Origin of the sequence: Acidovorax sp. 22279, assembly GCF_052045435.1 — a bacterium.
Taxonomy (GTDB): domain Bacteria; phylum Pseudomonadota; class Gammaproteobacteria; order Burkholderiales; family Burkholderiaceae_C; genus Acidovorax; species Acidovorax delafieldii.
Genome location: NZ_JBQEOV010000013.1, coordinates 66,383 through 84,933 on the forward strand (window position 1 = coordinate 66,383; position 18,551 = coordinate 84,933).

Here is an 18,551-nt window from a genome sequence, read left to right on the forward strand (position 1 = left end):
TAGCTCGGCTATCAACAAGCGCCGCAACGCCGCAGACCGCCCGGCAAGGCACTTGCCCGAAGGGTTGGAGTGAAATCGGGCGATTGGACGCCCCGGCTGTTTGCATGGGCATGAGCCCATGCGGCGCACCCGAAGCATCCACTCATCCCGATTGCACTCCAATGCAGTCTCCAAAAAGACTTGGAACCGGCTCTAGGGTGGGACACCCCTGTTTCGTCCGGAAAATGAATTACAGCACATCCCCCATACGCCCCGTTTTGACGTGGCGCATAGGCCATAATTTTTGCCATGATTTCACCGACGATCTCCTTGCCCTCCACGGGCCACCGCTACGCACGCGTGCTCTCCATTGCCGGGTCTGACAGCGGCGGCGGCGCGGGCATCCAGGCCGATCTCAAAACCTTCAGTGCCCTGGGCTGCTATGGCATGACGGCCATCACCGCCATCACGGCACAGAACACCTGTGGGGTGACAGGCATCCACGGCATTCCGCCCGAGATGCTCAAGGCCCAGATCGATGCGGTGGTGCAGGACATTGGCGTGGACGCCGTCAAGATCGGCATGCTGCACTCACCGGACGTGGTGCACGTGGTGGCAGAAGCCATTCGGACCTATCAGCTGCCGCACGTGGTGTTGGACCCGGTGATGGTGGCCACCAGTGGCGATCGGCTGATTGCCCAGGAGACGGTGGCCGTGCTGGTCCAGGAGCTGTTTCCGCTGGCCGAAGTGGTCACGCCCAACCTGGACGAGGCCGGATGGCTGCTGGGGCGCCGCATCGAGGGCGTGGAGGCGCTGGAGCTGGCCGCGCAAGACCTGCTGCGACTTGGCGCCCGCGCTGCGCTGCTCAAAGGCGGGCACCTTCCGGGCGACTGGGTGGTGGATGTGCTGGCCGTGCAAGGCGGGGAACACGCACAAGGACAGGGCCACCGGTTGCAGTCACAACGCATCGCCACCCACAACGGGCATGGCACCGGGTGCACCCTGTCGTCCGCGATTGCCGCGCAGCTGGCACTGGGCCAGCCGCTGCAGCAGGCCGTGGAGCAGGCACGGGCCTACATCCTGGGAGCCATTGCTGCCGGCGCGGATGTCACCACCGGCCACGGCCATGGTCCCCTCAACCACGGCTACGCGCCCGTGGCGCAGCGGGTGTTTCAGGCACTGTAGAGCGATTTTTGGGTGTTTTGAGACTCAAGCGTTAGTCAATCATGCGCTGAGTGCTCATCTTTTGATAGTGGCTGATTGGTTCAGTGTGCCTTGGGCCTCGTGGCCCAGGCGAGCACAAAGCTGAACACCAGTGCGGGCAGTGCAGAGCCCGCGTCAGGCAGTACCTTGGGTGCCAGGTGGTACACCGCAATGCCCGCCAGCCAGATGGCCACGGGCGCCGCATTCACCTTGCGCGCAGCCGCGAGCAGGGCGGGCGCATCGGTGCCGAAGGCCAGGCGCCCCAGAATCACGCCAAACAGCGGCACAAACACCGAGCTGAGCAGCAGCAAGAACGGCTCCAGGCTGTGCATGGGCAGCACCAGCGCCAGCCCGGTGCACAGCGCGGCCACCAGCAGGCCCCAGGCGCGCACGCCCCAGCGCGGCAGCAGGCTGTGGGCCGACACGGCGCCCGAATAGGCGTCACCATAGGCGTTGTCCACCTCGTCGATCAGGATCAGCGACAGCGCAATCAGCCCGCCCTGGGCCAGCAGCAGCGCCTGCACCAGGTCCTGGCTGGGCAAGGTCAGCGCCACCAGCACCCCCAGGCTGTAGCACCAGATATTGGCCAGCGCATAGCCCAGCCAGGTGCCGCGCAGTGCGGAGCCGCCGTTCTTGCCATGGCGCGCGTAGTCGGCCACCAGCGGCAGCCACGAGATGGGCATGGCGATCACCAGGTCCAGCGCGGGCAGCACGCCCATGCCGCCCGCACCCTGGCGTGTCCACAGCGCTTCAAAACCTTGGGTTTGCGCCAGCGAGAGGAACTGCCACGACAGCCACAGCAGCGACAACACCACCAGCGGCAGGGCAATGCGGGCAATCAGTTTGCGCACCAGCTGCACCATCGATCCGCTGATCAGCAGCATCACCACGCCGCCCCACAGCAGCGTCGCCAGCACGGGCCAGTGGGCACCAGCCATGGCGCCCGACCGCTGGCCGATGGCCACGGTGGCATCGCGCATCACCACCAGCTCGAAGGTGCCCCAGCCCACCAGCTGCACGATGTTCAGGACGATGGGCAGGCTGGCAAACGTGCGGCCGTACACGGCGTGCATCAGCCCCGCGCTGGCCAGGCCGCTGTCGCAGCCCAGCTTGGCCACCCAGCCCAGCAGGCCAGCGCCCACGATGGAGCCGGCGACGATGGCGATGAGTGCCTCTTTGGTGCCCAGCGCAGGCATCAGGTAGGCGCCCACCTGCATGACCAGCAGGCCCACGCCCAGGCTGAACCAGAGCGAGGCGTGGTCATGCCACTGGAAAACGCGGCGGTCGGGGGAGACGGGGGCCAGCGCTTCGTTGGTGGCGTGCGTGGCAGGCGATGAGGACATGGAATGGCTCCGTAAGCAGATACAGAGCAGGGGCCGCCCACCAGTGCGCCCTGACGTGTTCAGGGCCGTGCCATGGCGGACTTGCTTCCCTGCGCGAGGATGATCTCAAGCCTGCAAAGTAAAACAATGCAGGCAACAGGTTCGAAGGGTTTGATCTCAGCCCAGCAACGGATTTATTGCAGGACACCCCCAGCGATATGGTTGGATTCTAGTTAAACAGGGTTGAGTGAGGTCAACGAGCTGTTTCACGAGTGGCGCAGTTCATTTCCTTCATGGGTGCGAATGGCGCCTTGAGGCAGCGGTGACTGTCTAGAGCGGGCCCGCTCGTGTCCCCCGCCGTGGGGCAGAATCCGGCCAGAAGCGGACCTAAAGAGTTATGAAAAACAGAATCATGTACATCGAGGCGAAGTCTGGCGGGCTGACTGGTCCTGCTCGAATCGGCCGCGTGACTGCGTCGAAGACAGGAGCGACTCTGTACTACCAAGGCAAATCGTTTCAGAGCCTCAAAGGCTCTGGATTTAAGTCAAACTACTTTGACGTTGAGACTGGTGAACACTATTGGATATCGGGTCCGCGTCGAGATGGTAGGGATGCGCTCTATCCGACGAATATTCAGCCAGGCATTGATGCGGACGTGGCTGACGAGTACTGGACAAAGATCGGGCAGCAACCAATGTCCCGGCGGTCGTAGTGCAGTTTCCGAATTCCCACTTTGATTCCGCTAGCACCTGCGCATGGCGGCAGGCCCTGGCCAGCGGCAGACTTTCAACTTAAAAGGCAGACTCCCCGGCATGAGTAACCACTTCAATGACGCGCATCCATGGGATATCACCCTTGCGATGCAGCTCCCAGGGAAAGTAGTTCTCGTGGGATTGGCCTACTTCGAAGCGCGAGCCGAGGAGCCTTTCGAGCAGCAACAACTGTTCGGCCGCGTCGTCCATGCAGATGAGCACAGCGGAATTCTGCTATCGCTGCAAGGCCTGCGGGACGGCGAGCAGTACAACCTACCTCCAGATACGCGCTCGTTTCGAGAAGCACCACCCGGTGAGTACCGGCTTCGGAGCACCGGAGAAGTGGTGGTCGACCCCGACTTCACGGTCACGTTCTCAATTCGAAAGCAAGCGAACACTCAGCACGAGGGCTGAAAACGGCCACAACCGGACATTGGATGCACCATGACCATTGAGCACAAATTCGGATGGGGTCCAAAGACAATGCCTCGACCGAGCGAGGCTGACATGAATCGTTTGGCTGGAATGGTTAGCCGTGGCGAGTTACACCCCGTTCTCAATCACACGAAGTGGGCGGAACTTCGAGCCGAGATGCTCACGGCGCTTCCCGAGCAGCATCCACAATTTAGAGCTCGCAGCGTGTTCGCACCACCTGACTTCTGCACCGACTGGGATGGGGAGTTTTATTACCACGTGCACCCGGTCGCAGACCTGGAGTGGATGGAGCTGCAAGCCACCTCTACGGATTGGCTTCTTGGAATTCTCCGGCGTCATAGCATCCCCTACTCGATAGAAGATGGCGTCGTGCGGGTGTGGGGTTACACCCGCCCCGGACCGCAACCAGTGTGGCAGTGAGCGGCCAGAAGCAGCCTTGGATGACAAGAATGAAACCACAACTCCGGATCAGGGTCAGCACCGTGCTGCTATGCGCGGGTTTGCTTCTCCTGCCTTGGTCATCAACGCTGCTCACAATCCCCAAACTCCCTCCATCTTTGGATGGCATCCAGCATTTTCTGAATGGCACGATTCTCGATGTTGGGCCCCTGTTGTTTTTTGTGGCTTTTGTCATCGCCTCCGGCCTTCTCGTCGCTGCAATCTGGCGGCGGCAATGGGCATGCGCAAGTCAGTCAATGGCAGAGATGTCAGCTTGTGTTCTGGCTCTAAGCGCAGTACCAGCGTACTAATTCAGCGCCTCATTGATCGCAGGCATTGCTGTTTTGAACGCATCAAATTTCCGCTTTGGGCCCATACCTGCCGCTGCATCAAGCATCCGAGCCTTCGTTTTTGAGCAGATGTAGCCGCTCTGAAAAATTGATGGTCCAACTGAGTCCGAACAGGAACAGTCGAATAGTGACCGTGAATGCGGCGAGCATGCTGAGTGCCGCGCTTATCAATGCCAGTCCCAAGCTTGGTGTGCTCAACCTACCCACGAGCCAATAAAGACCAAAGTAGCCGTACCAAAAAACGGCGCAGAGAATCAATATCTGCAACACGGCGACCGTCGCGACAAGAAGGATTCGCATGCTGGATTTGTTCCGATAGGACTAGGCGGCGAAGTTCCGCTTTTGGCCGAATTCTGCCCCACACAGAAGGACGCTAGCGGGCCCGTTGCAGACCTTTGGCCCCCCGGTAGCAGACGACTTGCCGGTACGCATCATCTTGATTTGAGGATTAGCTTTCACTAAGGTAGCCCCCCTCCACCTGCTGCTGCTGATTCTTAAAGATGGCCATAGCCGTCTTCATTCGCATGAAACCGAATTTCCTGTAAAAAGGTTCTTTGCCAGGGACCGCATACAAGATGATTTTCTTGTGACCGGATGACATTTCCACCAGGTCACTGACAACTTGTTTGCCGAGGCCTGTGCCTTGATAGCTGGGCAATACCGCAACGTCGCATATGTACGAGCAATCTCCACCATCAGCGAGCGCGCGTCCCACCGCTACGAGCTTCGCATTCTCGTAGACGAAACACTTGAACATGCTGTTTGAGAAGACTTTCTGCAGATGAAGCGGCGGCTTCTCGCCTAGTGGTGCAGCCCGATAGAGGGCAGACAGTTCTTCCCAGTCGACTCCATCTGCGGAGTGTTTCCATTCGAGTGGCATTTGTGGCTCCAATGTCCGCTTCTGGCCGGTAGGTAGCGGGCAGCTCGATTACTGTTCCGACCCTGGCTCCGGATGATCTTAATCAGGTTCAACGGGACTCTCTCAGTCGGTTCCGGCAGGCCGGTTCGACGCCCTTAGCGATGGCGCCCCAAAGGGGCACGGTCCTCTTGGAGGGGGAGGGTCAGCGCTTGCCCTGGGCAATCGGGATCGCGTAGTGCATCACGGAGTCGCTGGACGTCGGGTGGTATTGCGAGCCGTAGATTTCCAGATCCGGCCCCAGGGTGTGCGACGGGCCGGCCGACAGCAGCCAGCTCGCGTAGATGTAGTTCACCGTCGCATCGACGTTCTGCGCAGGGCCCCGGTGGGTGAAGCGTGCATAGGTCGATCCGGGGATTTCCATGGCCACCATGCCCGGTGGCAGCGCACCGAGGCCCCGCACTTCGATGCAGGCCAGGTAGCGCAGTTCTTCGGTGTGGGGCCCCGCTGGGGCTACGACGCCGTAGCAGACCCTGGGCACGGCGTTCGCAATCTCGCCCAGCCGGGGCAGGAACTTCGCCCACAGGGGCGGCAGTTTTTGCCCCAGATTGTTCTTTTCGGAGTCGATGCCGTAGTAGTCCGTGGGCAGCCCGACCAGCTGCATGGCAGGCTGCTCCTTGATGTCGGGTTCCAGCGAAATGTTGTGGTGAATGTGCGCGAGGTAGCTTTCGTCGAAGCGGATCTTGCGCACGAACCGCGAGCGGTTGCCCATCTTGCGGTACTGCGACGGCGTGAGCCGAAAGCAATCCCTGAATGCGCGCGTGAAGCTCTCCTGCGTCTCGTACCCGCACGCCAGCGCAATGTCGAGCACGCTCAGCCGTGTGTTGGTCAACTGCTCCAGCGCCCGGGAGAACCGGCGCGACCGGATATAGGTCTTGAGGGTTTCGTTGGTCAGCGCCTTGAAGATCCGCTGGAAGTGCCACTGGCTCATCCCCGCAGCCCGTGCCACCTCGGAAAGCTGGATATCGGATTCGAGATGGGCCTCGATGAAATCGATGCCCTCCTGGATTTGCCGGAGATAAAGCACGGTGGCGTCGGTTCAAGGGGTTTCAAAGAAACCGGTCATGGCAACCAGGCGATTCTGGTCGTTGTACCGGCCGTAGCTCACGCCTTCCCCGATCACCTGTCCGCTGCCATCCACCATGTTCCATTTGGCGATGCTCTGCTGGTTGTGGCTGGCGAAATAGTGGGTCACAAAATGCCCGCCGGGGACCTGACTGTGAAAGTTGTCCATGTAGGCCGTCAATTGGTCCCAGCCCTGGGCGGTGGCCAGCGGGTCGTTGTAGGTGCAGGCAGGGTCGAGGGACTGGGTAAAAAGGGCTGTGCGGTCCGCGGCCGAATCGGTCTTCCACGACGCGGTGTAGGTGTCCCAGATGGATTGAAGGGGTGGTTGGCTCATGGCGTGCTCCTGGTGGGTGGATGGAGGCGCCATCGTGCCGGGCGCTTGCGCGCCTTTTGGACATTTTGTGCTTATTTGTGGGCCCGTCGTTTGGGCACGAAGTGACGAGCCCTGGCCCGCCGGGACTACGCGCTGACGGACGGCGCCGATACCGGTGCCACACCCAGCAACTGGTGCAGCCGCGGACTCGTGGTGGTGTATTGCAACGCCACCTTGTCGCCCTTGAGCGCCTCGGCGGCGCCAAAGGCGGCGAGAGTGGCCTCGTGGAAGCCGCACAGGATGAGCTTGCGTTTGCCGGGGTAGGTGTTGATGTCACCCACGGCGTAGATGCCGGGCACGCTGGTGCGGAAGGCCTCGGTGTCCACCACCAGCTGTTTGCGGTCCATGGCCAAACCCCAGTCCGCAATGGGCCCGAGGCGGGGCGAGATGCCCAGCACGGCCACCAGCAGGTCCAGCGCCAGGGCGCGGGTGCTGCCGTCGGCATCCACCACCTGCAGTGCGGTGAGGCGGTCGCCCGCAGTGTCAATGCCGGTGATCTGTGCGGCCTCGACGTGGATGCGGCCCGCATCGCGCAATTGCTGCAGGCGTTGCAGCAGGGCTTCAGGCGCCTGGAACACGTCGCGGCGGTGCAGCAGGCTGACGCGGGCGGCCTGGCCTTGTTCGGCCAGTTCCACGGCGCGGGCCACAGCGGGCTCGTCGCCGCCGTGCACGACGACGTGGCCCCCGGCCACATCCGCAGTCGCGGGCAGGTGTTGGTAGTGGACCTGGGTGCCCACAAAGCGCTCGATGCCTTCCACCTTGAGCGTGCGCGGCACAAAGGCGCCCACGCCTGCGGCAATGAACACGCTGCGGGCCAGCAGTTGCGTTCCTTGCGAGGTTTCGACCAGCAGGCGTCCATCGGCCTGCACGGTGAGTGCGGACACCAGCGCGTTCAGGTGCCACTGGGTCTTGAACGGCGCAATCTGCTGAAGCAGCAAAGCGGCCAGCTCACGCCCGGTGCACACCGGGATGCCCGGGATGTCGTAGATGGGTTTGTCGCCGTACAGCTCGACGCACTGGCCGCCCGCATGGGGCAGGGCGTCGATCAGGTGGGCCGTGATGCCTTGCAGGCCCAGCTGGAAGACCTGGAACAGGCCCACGGGACCCGCGCCGATGACGACGGCGTCGGTCTCAACGACTGCGGGCACTTGCAAAGTCTCGGTCACCAACGGGGCGCGGGGCGTTTTACTTGACCAGTTCGTTGACCTTGCCCGGTTTGCCATTCCACTCGTCGGCGTCTGGCAGCGCGGGCTTGCGCTTGGTGATGCTCTTCCAGCCGTCGGCAAAGGCCAGGTCGGCGTTGAGCTTGATGAAAGCGATCTGGTCGGCCGGCAGGTCTTCTTCGGCAAAGATGGCGTTGGCCGGGCACTCGGGGATGCAGACGGCGCAATCGATGCATTCATCGGGGTCGATGACAAGCATGTTCGGGCCTTCGCGGAAGCAGTCCACGGGGCACACGTCCACACAATCGGTGTACTTGCACTTGATGCAGTTTTCGGAGACGACGTGGGTCATGACAGGAGTTGTGTGGGTCGGTGAAAACCCTCAATTTTAGAAGCTTTCACCGGCCTTTGGTTACAGGGTCCCTCACCCCGATGGGGTGACTGGGGTTACGGGCGCTGATCTAGATCAGTTCACCAGCACGGCACCGGCCGTTTTGTGGCTCGCGGTGTCCACCAGGATCAGCGATCCGAGCACCCGGGCTTTGCCAAAGGGGGCGGCCGGAATCGCCTCTTGCAGCAGCAGGTCGACATGGCCGATGGCATTGGGGTCCAGCTGGGTGGCGGCTTCTTCGGCCAGCGTGTTGATGTTGAGCTTGTGCACCACGGCTTTCACCTTGGCCTTGACCCAGCGGTGGCCGTGCAGCGCCCAGTACACGCGGCCTGCGACCAGGGGCTCGTCGTCCATCCAGGCCACCGTGGTGCGCAGCTCGCGGCTGGCGGGCCATGCAGGCACGCTGGCGGGCGTGTCGAAGTCGTCTTCGGCGGGGGTGGCGACGGCAGGCGCCGCTAGAATCCAGTCGCCCCGCGAGACATCCACCTCGCGGTCCAGGATGATGCCGGCGCTGGTGCCTGCGGGCACATCGGTGGGGCGGCGGGCGTGGTCCAGCACCTGGGCCACGGTGGCCAGCTGGCCGCTGGGGAAGACCTGCACGGCGGTGCCGGGCGCAAAACTGCCGGCGGCCACGCGGCCCCAGAATACGCGGCGGCCCTGGCTGGTGTCCGACGAGGACGAGAACTTCTCGACCCACTGCACCGGGAAGGCCGGTGCCAGTGCGGTGTCTGCAGGGGTGTTGGGCAGTTCTTCCAAGACTTGCAGGAGGGTAGGACCGTCATAGCCGCACCAGCCTGCGTGCGCGTCCACTACGTTCCAGCCCTTGAGGGCGGAGACCGGCACCATGGCGCGCACGGTGATGCCTGCCGCCTGGGCAAAGGCCTGCAGTGCGCCCTGGATATGCTTCCAGGCCAGGGCGGGGTCTTCCACCGCGTCCAGCTTGTTCACGGCAAACACCAGCGAGTGCACGCGCAGCAGATGGGCCAGCAGGCTGTGGCGGCGCGTCTGCGGCAGCAATGCGAGGCCGGGGTTCTTCCAGTCGAGCTTGGTCGCATCGACCAGCACCACGGCGGCGTCGGCGCTGCTGGCGGCCGTCACCATGTTGCGGGTGTACTGCTCGTGGCCGGGCGCGTCGCCAATGATGAACTTGCGCTCTTCGGTGGCGAAGTAGCGGTAGGCCACGTCGATGGTGATGCCCTGCTCGCGTTCGGCGGAAAGGCCGTCGGTCAGCAGGGCCAGGTCGGTCTCACCCTGGCGCTGCACGCCGGCCAGGTGGTCTTGCAGCACAGCCTTGCTGTCCACCAGCAGGCGGCCGATCAGCGTGCTCTTGCCGTCATCGACGGAGCCGCAAGTGATGAACTTGAGGGCGGAAATATGGTCGTTTTGACCGGTAGCGCTAGTGTTGTTTGCGTCAGTAGCTATTGAATTGATAGCGGTCATCAGAAATACCCGTCCTTCTTGCGCTTCTCCATCGAAGCATCCGATGTCTTGTCGTCCATGCGCGTGGCGCCACGCTCGCTCACGTCGGCGGCCAGGGTCTCGATGACGATCTCGGCCGGGGTGGCTGCGGTGCTTTCCACGGGGGCGGTGCAGGTGATGTCGCCCACGGTGCGGAAGCGCACATCGCGCGTTTCCACCACATCGCCCTCACGCGGCGGGGTCAGCTCGGTCACGGGCATCAGCAGGCCCTTCTTGTCCACCACCTGGCGCTTGTGCGTGTAGTAGATGCTGGGCAGGTCGATCTGCTCGCGGTCGATGTACTGCCACACGTCCAGCTCGGTCCAGTTGCTGATGGGGAACACGCGGAAGTGTTCGCCGGGCTGCAGGCGGGTGTTGAACAGGGTCCACAGCTCGGGGCGCTGGGCCTTGGGCTGCCATTGGCCAAAGCTGTCGCGGTGGCTGAAGATGCGCTCCTTGGCGCGCGCCTTTTCCTCGTCGCGGCGGGCACCGCCGATCAGGGCGTCAAAGCGGAACTCTTCAATCGCTTCGAGCAGCGTGACCGACTGGTGCACGTTGCGCGACTCGCCGGGGTGGGCCAGGCGCACGGTGCCGCGCGCCATCGAATCTTCCACGCTGCGCACGATGAGTTCGGCGCCCAGCTCCTTCGCCCGGAAGTCGCGGAAGTCCGTCACTTCCGGGAAGTTGTGGCCCGTGTCGATCATCAAGAGCGGGTAAGGGATGCGGCCCGCGCCAAAGGCCTTCTCTGCGCACTTGAGCATGACCAGCGAATCCTTGCCGCCCGAGAACAGCAGGGCGGGGCGCTCGAAGGCGGCGGCGACTTCGCGCAGGATGAAGATGGTTTCTTCTTCCAGGGCGTCGAGGTGGGAGTTGTTGAGGTGGTAGCTCATGTTGTTGGTTTTCTCAAGCAGCGCTGAGTCGGTGCGGGCGTTCATGGTCGGACCTGGGGTCAGTGGGCAATGTGCAGGCCACACTCGCGGTTGTCTTCGCCCTTGGTGGGGTCCACGTAGTCGAAGTTGTTGGGCAGGCCGTGTTTCACGCAGTACTCGTGCAGGTCTTTGGACGACCAGTACAGCAGCGGAGCCACTTTGATGAGGCCGTCGGGGTTGATGCTCACCGGGTCCATCTGCGCGCGCACGGCGGTATCAGTGGCGCGCAGCGCAGTGAACCAGACTTGCGGCGCGGTCTCGCGCAGGGCGCGGGCAAAGGGCTCCAGCTTCACCTCTTCGGTGAAGGCGGCGTGGCGTGGGTCGTCCAGCGCGGGCGTAGGGCCGTCCACCGCTTCGCGGTGGGCGCGCGAGCGCAGGGGCAGGTAGATCTTCAGCTTCAACCCCAACTGCTGGGTCACTTCGTCGGCAAAGCGGTAGGTGGCTTCGGTGTTGTAGCCGTTGTCCATCCAGACCACGGGCACATCAGGATTCACCTGCGTGACCATGTGCAGGATCACGGCTTCGAAGGGGCGGAAGTTGGTGGAGACGATGCTGGTCTTGCCCAGGCCCAGGGCCCATTCCACGAGGGCGGGCGCGTTGCGGCCCAGGTCGGCGTTGATGCGTGCGAGATCGATTTGGCTCATGGTGAGGGGACTCGTGTTTTGGTGCAGCGGGCGCGTGGGCAGTGCGCCTGTCAGGCAGCCTTGGCGGCAAACTGGGGTTGGGGGTTCACTGCGTCGCCCTGGTAGAAGCCAGGGAAGCGTTCAAACTGGCGCTGCGCATCGGCAGCGTCCACGCCCTCGCGCAGCACGGCGCTGGAAAAGCCCGTGCGTTGCATCTGCACCAGCTGATCGATGAGCACATCGCCGGTGGCGCGGATCTCGCCCGTAAAGCCACGGCGGCGGCGCAGCAAGAAGGCCTGGCTGAATGCGCGGCCATCGGTGAAGTTGGGAAAGTGCAGATCCACACGGTCCACGCCATCGAGCGGCAGTGCCAGCGCATCGGCATCGTTGGGCAGGGCCACGGCGCGGGCGTCGCCATCGGCAGGCGGCTGGTGGTCTTGGGCGGCGATTAGTTTCAACATCATGTCTGTGGGGCTGTGCTGTACGGCGCTGCGGGGCTCAGGCGGCAGCGGTTTCTGGTTCTTTGTGGCGTGCCTGCTTGGCGGCTTCCTTGAACGGGTCGAGGCCAGTGCGGCGCACGGTGTTCTGGAAGGTCTCGCCGCTTTCGCGCAGGTCGCGGTAGGTGCCGAGCACGGCCTCGATCACATCCGGCACTTCGGCCGCCGAGAACGATGGGCCAATCACCTTGCCGGCCACGGCAGCGCCCGACAGGTCAGAGCCGTCGGAGCCGCCCAGCGTGACCTGGTACCACTCCTTGCCGTCCTTATCCACACCCAGGATGCCGATATGGCCGCTGTGGTGGTGGCCGCAGCTGTTGATGCAGCCGCTGATGTGCAGGTCGATCTCGCCGATGTCGTCCAGCTCGTCCAGGTCCTGGTAGCGCTGGGTGATGGCCTCGGCAATGGGCAGCGAGCGGGCATTGGCCAGCGCGCAGAAGTCGCCGCCGGGGCAGGCGATCATGTCGGTGAGCAGCTGCACGTTGGCGCTGGCCAGGCCCAGGGCCTTGGCTTCTTGCCACAGGTCGAACAGGCGGCTGGCGTGCACCCAGGGCAGCAGCACGTTCTGGTCGTGCGTCACGCGGGCTTCGCCGGCGGAGTATTTGTCCACCAGGTCGGCCAGTGCAATGAGCTGGTCGCTGGTGGCGTCGCCGGGCGACTGGCTGGGGCGCTTGAAGGACAGCGTGACGGCGCGCAGCTGGGCGTTTTGGTGGGCGTGCACATTGCGCTTGAGCCAGCGGCCAAACATCACATGCTCTGCCGCCTGTGCGTCCAGCGATGCCTGCAAGGCTGCAGGGGCCACGTCAGCGATGTCGGCCAGCTTGGGTGGCACAAAGCAGGCGGCCACGCGGTCAAATTCGGCCTGGGGGATGGTGTGGGGGCCGCCGTCGATTTCCAAAATCTGGCGGTATTCGGCTTCCACATCGTCGATGTACTGCTGGCCCTCGGACTTCACCAGAATCTTGATGCGGGCCTTGTACTTGTTGTCGCGGCGGCCGTGCTCGTTGTACACGCGCACGATGGCCTCGATGTAGTTCATGATCTGGTTCCACGGCAGGAACTCGCGGATCACGGTGCCGATGACTGGCGTGCGGCCCATGCCACCGCCCACAAACACCTTGAAGCCGATCTCACCTGCATCGTTCTTGACCAGGTGCAGGCCCACATCGTGCCAGCCCGTGGCCGCGCGGTCGTCCTTGGCGCCGGTGATGGCGATCTTGAACTTGCGGGGCAAAAACGCGAACTCGGGGTGCAGCGTGGACCACTGGCGGATCAGCTCCGCATAGGGGCGGGGGTCCACGATCTCGTCCACAGCGATGCCTGCCAGCGCGTCGGTGGTGGTGTTGCGGATGCAGTTGCCGCTGGTCTGGATGCCGTGCAGGTTCACGCTGGCGAGCAGGTCCATCACGTCCGCGCTTTTGGACAGCGGAATCCAGTTGAACTGCACATTGGTGCGGGTGGTGAAGTGGGCGCAGTGCGTGGGCAAGAACGTGGTGCCCAGCTTGCCCTGGCCTTCCATGGCGGCCTTGAAGACGGCGGCTTCGGGCTCGTCGTATTCGCGGGCAATCTGCGCCAGCACGCGCAGCTGGCGGCTGGCGATCTCGCCGTAGGGCACTGCCACGCGCAGCATGGGCGCGTAGCGCTGCACATACCAGCCGTTTTGCAGGCGCAAGGGGCGGAAGTCGTCCTCGCTCAGCTTGCCCGTCTGCCAGCGCGTGAGCTGGTCACGGAACTGTGCGGCACGCTGTTTCACGAACTGGGTGTCGAAAGCGGTGTATTGGTACATAGGGGGCTCAGATCAGAATCAGTTTGAAGCCTGCCCAGGCCAGCAGAATGGACAAGGCGGAGCGGATCAGGCGCTCAGGAGTACGGGCGACGAGGCGGGAGCCCAGCCAGATGCCCGGCAGCGAGCCAGCCAGCAATTGTGCAAGCAAAGGCCAGTCCACCGAGCCCAGCGACGCATGACCCAACCCTGCCACCAAGGTCAAAGGCACGGCGTAGGCAATGTCGGCACCGATGATGCGCGGCAGCGGCAGCATGGGGTACACCAGCAGCAGCACCGTGACGCCGATGGCGCCCGCGCCCACCGAGGTAAAGGTCACCAGCGTGCCGATCACGGCGCCCAGCAGCACCGGCAGGCTCCAGTGGCGGGGGCGGGTGGGGTCTCCGGTGTGGCTTTTGCGGGCAGCGGCTTCGGCTGCCTGGCGCTGGGCAGAAAACGCCACCACTTTGTAGAGCGTCGCCGCCGCCGTGAGCAGCAGGGCAAAGCCCAGCGTGGTGGTCATGATGGCCTGTGCCGTGCCGCTGGCGGGCCCCAGGACTTTCAGCGCCCACAGCGCCAGCAGCGCCGCCGGAATGCTGCCGGCGCACAACTGGCCCACCACCTTCCAGGGCACCATCCGTTGGCGGGCCAGGCTCACGGTGCCGCCCATTTTGGTGAAGGCCGCGAACAGCAGGTCGGTGCCGACCGCCATGTGGGGCTTGATGCCGAAGAAGAAGATCAGGATCGGCGTCATGAGCGAGCCGCCGCCCACACCGGTCAGGCCAACGATGAGCCCGACGGCAAAGCCCGCAAAAACAAACGCCAATTCATGCATGGCGGCGAATGTAGAGGGGCTTCTTATGGATGCAAACTATTGTTTTGCTCTGCCAATATGCTTATTTGTTTATAAGCAAGGCTTGGCGCGGGCTGGCGGGGTGGCCGCTGCTGGCCACCCACTTGTCGAGAGGGTGTTACGGCAGACGCTCGGTGCCCATCGCCTTGGCCAGCCGCGCATCCAGCGGCAGGGGCTCGCCCTGCACTCGGGCGGCCAGCAGTTCGCCGCACAACAGCGCCAGTGTCAACCCCCGTGCGCCCATGGCCGTGCTGGCCCACAGGCCCGGCAGGTTGGCCGCGTCCACCGGGCCCACGAGAGGCAGCCGGTCGGGCGCGGTGCAGCGCACGGCGGCCCAGGTGCGCAGAGCGGGGGACTCGCCCGGGGCGGGCTGAGGCGCTGACACGGCCAGCGCCTGGGTGAACAAAGGCTCCAGCTGGGGCGCGATGCCGGGCAGCAGGCCCTGCAGCTTGGCCCAGTTGGTGGCATGGGCGGTGTGGATGTCGGCTGTGCTGGGCGGCAGGGCCTGCACATCGCGTTCGAACGTCGAGCCCATCACCCAGCCTTGATCGCCATCGGCTTGATCGCCCAGCGGGAACCGGGGCACCAGGTTGCCATTGCCGTTGGCTGGGAACGGAATCGATGGTCGCAGCGGCGTTGCCGTCTCGGCATGTTGGCCCCACGACACCTGCCCGCGCACTGGCTGCAGGGGCCAGCGATGGTTCAGCAGCGCCGCGCTGCCGGCGCCTGCGGCAATGACCACGGTGGGCGCCTCGGCCAGCACTTGGCCGTGGGTGTCGATCATTTGCCAGGTGGCGATGGCCGGACTGTGTGTCGTGGCGGGTGTCTCCACGCGCTGCAGCTGGGCCACCGCGCAATTCCCCCGCCATTGAATGCCGGGTTGGCCCAGCAAGGCCCTGGCCAGGCGCGCCGGGCGCACCCAGCCCGCCTGGTGGTGCCAGCAGGCAGCCGCGTCAGGCGGCAACTGAGCGGCGGCCAGGGCAGCAGATGGCGCAGGCTCGCTCCAGGCGGCGCCCGGCCCTTGGGGCCAATCGGGCGACAGACCTGGGCTGCCGTCGGTGCGGTGCTCCAGCACGCCGCAATGCGCCCAGTCCACCCCCTCGTTCAGCAACCAGCGGGCCTGCTCCAGCGTGGAGCGGATGCCGCTGCGCGACAGGCGCGACAGCACACTGTCGTCGGGCGACACGTGGGGCGCGAACACCCCGGCGGGCAGGGCGGATGCGCCTGCAGCCGGCTCGACGGCCTGGTCCAGCACGGTGACCTGCCAGCCGCGTCGGGCCAGGCTGGCGGCGGCGGCGGCACCTGCAATGCCGCCACCGATCACGATGCAGGGGCCGGGCAGAGACGGTTCCGGCGTTGCCCCTAGCTGGCGCGGGGTGCGGGGCTCCCAGCGCGGGTTGAAGGTGGCATGCAGGTTGTCGCGCTTGGGCGGCGCGCCGGGCACGCGGGTCACTGCAAAGCCGCATTGCGCCAGGGCATCGCGCACGGCGCGTGCGATGGTCCAGGTGGCGAGTTGCGTACCGCGACGGCAAGAGCGCGCCACGGCTTTCAGCGTGTGCAGGTCCCAGCTTTCGGGGTTGCGCTGGGGGCTGAAGCCGTCGAGGTAGATTGAGTCCACCGTCAGGTTCTGCTGGCGCAGCATGGCCTGGGTGTCGCCCACATACAGGGTAAGCAGCACCCGGCCCTCGTCAAAACGCAGGCGGTGCACGCCCGGCAGCAGGCCCCACCACTGGCGGTGCAATGCCTCAGCCAGCGGCGCCAGCTCGGGGTGGACTGAGGTGGCGCGCAGCAGGTCGGCCGCACTCACAGGCCAGGCTTCGGTCGATACGAAATGCAGCAGCGTGGGTCGCTGCGGGTCCGCCCGCCAGGCGGCCCAGGTCACCAGGAAATTCAAGCCAAAGCCAAACCCGGTCTCCAGAATGCGCCACTGCGATTGCCCCGCCCAGGCCTCGGGCAGGCCACAGCCGTGCAGAAACACCCGGCGGGCCTGGGTGAGGCCGCCGTTTTCGCTGTGGTAGCGGTCGCCGAAGCGGGGGCTGTAGGGGGTGCCATCCGGCAGCCACTCGATGGGTTCAGTCATGTGGACGGCAAAAGGCCGGCGTGGCGCCGGCCTGTTGGACAGGGAAGGCGGTTTTTACCGCGAACCGCTCCAGGGCGTGTTGCGCTGCGTCACGCGCCGGGCGGGACATATCCCGCCGCAGCGTCTGCGCCGCCGCCGAAGAAATGGTTTTAGCGAAACGACTTTCTGCAGCGCTGCACTGCGCTTCGCTCCATTACGCACTGGGCGGGACGTAGACCGCTACAGCGTCTGCGCCGCTGCCAAAAAAGTGGTTTTGGCGAAACCATTTCTCGCAGTGCTTCACTACGTTACGCACTGGGCGGGACGTAGCCTGCCGCGGCGTCTGCGCCGCCGCCAAAGAAATGGTTTTGGCGAAACCACTTTTTGCAGCGCTGCACTTCGCGTCGCTCCGTTACGCGCTGGGCGGGACGTAGCCCGCCGCGGCGTCTGCGCCGCCACCAAAAAAGTGGTTTTCCATCTGGCGTGCCAAGTACTGGCGGGCGCGCGCATCGGCCAGGTTCAGGCGGTTTTCATTGACCAGCATGGTCTGGTGCTTGAGCCAGCCGGCCCAGGCTTCCTTGCTCACGCTTTCCCAGATGCGTTTGCCCAGTTCGCCGGGGTAGGGGGGGAAGTCGAGGCCTTCGGCTTCCTTGCCGAGCTTGATGCATTGAACGGTGCGTGCCATGGGATGTCCTTGGTGTGGGGCGAGCGAAAAAAAGCTTCGCTCAGATGATTTGGATATTAAGAACTGAAATCTCAGTAGTTCCAGTTTTGAAGAGGGCCTTCCAGAATGCGTTCCATCGGTGATTTGCACCGCAACACATTCACAAAAAGAGGCCCTTCCATGAACTTTCGCCGCGACTTTATCAAGTTTCCCTTCGCCGCTGCCCTGGTGAGCAGTTTGGCCCTGACGGCATTGCCGTCGTTTGCACAGTCTGTGACGCTGCTCAATGTGTCGTACGACCCGACCCGCGAGCTGTACGTGGAGTTCAACCAGGCCTTTGCCAAACACTGGAAGGCCAAGACCGGCCAGGACGTGACCATCAAGCAAAGCCACGGCGGCTCGGGCAAGCAGGCGCGCTCCATCATCGACGGGCTGGACGCCGACGTGGCCACCCTGGCGCTGGCGGGCGACACCGATGCGCTGCACACCAACGGAGGCTGGATCCCGAAAGACTGGCAAAAGCGCCTGCCGCACAACAGCTCGCCCTACACCTCCACCATCGTGCTGGTGGTGCGCCAGGGCAACCCCAAGGGCATCAAAGACTGGGACGACTTGGTGCGCCCCGATGTGAAAGTGATCACACCCAACCCCAAGACCTCGGGCGGTGCGCGCTGGAACTACCTGGCAGCTTGGGAATTTGCCAAGCGCAAGTACGGTGGCGACGCCAAGGCCAAGGACTTCGTGGCCAAGCTGTACGGCAACGTGCCCGTGCTCGACACCGGCGCACGCGGCTCTACCATCACGTTTGCGCAGCGCAACCAGGGCGACGTGCTGATTGCGTGGGAGAACGAGGCCTACCTGCTCGAAAAGGAATTCGGCACCAAGTTCGACGTGATCGCGCCGTCCATCTCCATCCTGGCCGAGCCCGCCGTGTCGGTGGTGGACAAGAACGTGGACAAGAAGGGCACGCGTGCCGTGGCCGAGGCCTATCTGCAGTACCTGTACACCGAAGAAGGCCAGGACATTGCGGGCAAACATTTTTACCGCCCCGCAGTCTCTGACAAGGCCAAGGCCAAGTACGCCAAGCAGTTCCCCAAGCTGAACCTGTTCACCATCAACGACGCGTTTGGTGGCTGGGACAAGGCTGCCAAGGACCACTTTGCGGACAACGCGAGTTTCGATCAGATCTACACGCGCAAGTAAGCAGGCCCAACCGCCCCGAAGGTGGCTGGGGCGATGCTCCAGCCTCCATGGAAGAACCCTGGCCCCAACGGGCCGGGCGGGGCGTTGTTTGTCCTTTTTATAAGAAAAACAAGCTC

General features: G+C 64.1%; 20 protein-coding genes. 5 read left to right on the forward strand and 15 right to left on the reverse strand.

Annotation, left to right across the window (positions count from 1 at the left end):
• The first annotated feature begins 288 nt into the window (after positions 1–288).
• Positions 289–1,164 carry a bifunctional hydroxymethylpyrimidine kinase/phosphomethylpyrimidine kinase gene (gene thiD / locus ACTJKQ_RS17320; RefSeq protein WP_440597548.1) on the forward strand — a complete coding sequence of 292 codons (876 nt, stop codon included), beginning with the start codon at positions 289–291 and terminating at the stop codon, positions 1,162–1,164.
• Positions 1,165–1,244: 80 nt separating this feature from the next.
• Here the strand turns inward: thiD and ACTJKQ_RS17325 are convergent, their stop codons facing one another.
• Positions 1,245–2,525 carry a purine-cytosine permease family protein gene (locus ACTJKQ_RS17325; RefSeq protein WP_440597549.1) on the reverse strand — a complete coding sequence of 427 codons (1,281 nt, stop codon included), beginning with the start codon at positions 2,523–2,525 and terminating at the stop codon, positions 1,245–1,247.
• 791 nt (positions 2,526–3,316) lie between these two features.
• Between ACTJKQ_RS17325 and ACTJKQ_RS17330 the strand changes: the two genes are divergently transcribed.
• The 3 genes from ACTJKQ_RS17330 to ACTJKQ_RS17340 are packed head-to-tail and all read left to right on the forward strand — an operon-like array spanning position 3,317 to position 4,440.
• Positions 3,317–3,670 (forward strand): hypothetical protein, encoded by a 354-nt coding sequence (locus tag ACTJKQ_RS17330; RefSeq protein ID WP_440597550.1) that lies wholly within the window; start codon positions 3,317–3,319, stop codon positions 3,668–3,670.
• A gap of 30 nt (positions 3,671–3,700) precedes the next feature.
• Positions 3,701–4,111, forward strand: a complete 411-nt coding sequence (locus tag ACTJKQ_RS17335; protein ID WP_440597551.1) for a DUF6678 family protein — start codon at positions 3,701–3,703, stop codon at positions 4,109–4,111.
• A 29-nt stretch (positions 4,112–4,140) separates the two neighbouring features.
• Positions 4,141–4,440, forward strand: a complete 300-nt coding sequence (locus tag ACTJKQ_RS17340; RefSeq protein WP_440597552.1) for a hypothetical protein — start codon at positions 4,141–4,143, stop codon at positions 4,438–4,440.
• 78 nt (positions 4,441–4,518) lie between these two features.
• On the opposite strand, the gene ACTJKQ_RS17345 is transcribed toward ACTJKQ_RS17340, so the two are convergent.
• The 14 genes from ACTJKQ_RS17345 to ACTJKQ_RS17410 all read right to left on the reverse strand — a co-directional run bounded on the left by ACTJKQ_RS17345 (position 4,519) and on the right by ACTJKQ_RS17410 (position 17,253).
• Positions 4,519–4,779: a hypothetical protein gene (locus ACTJKQ_RS17345; protein WP_440597553.1), complete on the reverse strand. Its 261-nt coding sequence runs from the start codon at positions 4,777–4,779 to the stop codon at positions 4,519–4,521.
• 148 nt (positions 4,780–4,927) lie between these two features.
• Positions 4,928–5,359, reverse strand: a complete 432-nt coding sequence (locus ACTJKQ_RS17350; RefSeq protein WP_056067433.1) for a GNAT family N-acetyltransferase — start codon at positions 5,357–5,359, stop codon at positions 4,928–4,930.
• Between the two features lie 181 nt (positions 5,360–5,540).
• Positions 5,541–6,422, reverse strand: a complete 882-nt coding sequence (locus tag ACTJKQ_RS17355) for a helix-turn-helix domain-containing protein (RefSeq protein WP_440597554.1) — start codon at positions 6,420–6,422, stop codon at positions 5,541–5,543.
• A 12-nt stretch (positions 6,423–6,434) separates the two neighbouring features.
• Positions 6,435–6,794, reverse strand: coding sequence for a nuclear transport factor 2 family protein (locus ACTJKQ_RS17360; RefSeq protein WP_108497445.1), 360 nt, complete (start codon positions 6,792–6,794; stop codon positions 6,435–6,437).
• A gap of 125 nt (positions 6,795–6,919) precedes the next feature.
• The gene (locus tag ACTJKQ_RS17365) at positions 6,920–7,987 is read right to left on the reverse strand and encodes an NAD(P)/FAD-dependent oxidoreductase (protein WP_440597619.1); all 1,068 of its coding nucleotides are present in this window, start codon (positions 7,985–7,987) and stop codon (positions 6,920–6,922) included.
• Between the two features lie 31 nt (positions 7,988–8,018).
• Positions 8,019–8,348: a ferredoxin FdxA gene (fdxA, locus tag ACTJKQ_RS17370; RefSeq protein ID WP_055393870.1), complete on the reverse strand. Its 330-nt coding sequence runs from the start codon at positions 8,346–8,348 to the stop codon at positions 8,019–8,021.
• 114 nt (positions 8,349–8,462) lie between these two features.
• Positions 8,463–9,827, reverse strand: a complete 1,365-nt coding sequence (locus tag ACTJKQ_RS17375; protein WP_440597555.1) for a sulfate adenylyltransferase subunit 1 — start codon at positions 9,825–9,827, stop codon at positions 8,463–8,465.
• Positions 9,827–10,780: a sulfate adenylyltransferase subunit CysD gene (gene cysD / locus ACTJKQ_RS17380; RefSeq protein WP_440597556.1), complete on the reverse strand. Its 954-nt coding sequence runs from the start codon at positions 10,778–10,780 to the stop codon at positions 9,827–9,829. Before cysD ends, ACTJKQ_RS17375 begins: the two co-directional genes overlap by 1 nt.
• A gap of 14 nt (positions 10,781–10,794) precedes the next feature.
• Positions 10,795–11,418, reverse strand: a complete 624-nt coding sequence (locus tag ACTJKQ_RS17385; protein ID WP_440597557.1) for a phosphoadenosine phosphosulfate reductase domain-containing protein — start codon at positions 11,416–11,418, stop codon at positions 10,795–10,797.
• 50 nt (positions 11,419–11,468) lie between these two features.
• Complete coding sequence (locus ACTJKQ_RS17390) at positions 11,469–11,858, reverse strand: DUF934 domain-containing protein (protein ID WP_440597620.1); 390 nt, start codon at positions 11,856–11,858, stop codon at positions 11,469–11,471.
• Between the two features lie 37 nt (positions 11,859–11,895).
• The gene (locus ACTJKQ_RS17395) at positions 11,896–13,680 is read right to left on the reverse strand and encodes a nitrite/sulfite reductase (protein WP_440597558.1); all 1,785 of its coding nucleotides are present in this window, start codon (positions 13,678–13,680) and stop codon (positions 11,896–11,898) included.
• A 7-nt stretch (positions 13,681–13,687) separates the two neighbouring features.
• Positions 13,688–14,491, reverse strand: coding sequence for a sulfite exporter TauE/SafE family protein (locus ACTJKQ_RS17400; RefSeq protein ID WP_440597559.1), 804 nt, complete (start codon positions 14,489–14,491; stop codon positions 13,688–13,690).
• Positions 14,492–14,627: 136 nt separating this feature from the next.
• Positions 14,628–16,589 carry an FAD-dependent 5-carboxymethylaminomethyl-2-thiouridine(34) oxidoreductase MnmC gene (gene mnmC / locus ACTJKQ_RS17405; RefSeq protein WP_440597560.1) on the reverse strand — a complete coding sequence of 654 codons (1,962 nt, stop codon included), beginning with the start codon at positions 16,587–16,589 and terminating at the stop codon, positions 14,628–14,630.
• Between the two features lie 391 nt (positions 16,590–16,980).
• Positions 16,981–17,253 (reverse strand): oxidative damage protection protein, encoded by a 273-nt coding sequence (locus ACTJKQ_RS17410; RefSeq protein ID WP_010461281.1) that lies wholly within the window; start codon positions 17,251–17,253, stop codon positions 16,981–16,983.
• Between the two features lie 159 nt (positions 17,254–17,412).
• Between ACTJKQ_RS17410 and ACTJKQ_RS17415 the strand changes: the two genes are divergently transcribed.
• On the forward strand, positions 17,413–18,435 hold the full coding sequence (locus tag ACTJKQ_RS17415) for a sulfate ABC transporter substrate-binding protein (protein ID WP_056067453.1): 1,023 nt from the start codon (positions 17,413–17,415) through the stop codon (positions 18,433–18,435).
• The last annotated feature ends 116 nt before the right edge of the window (positions 18,436–18,551 follow it).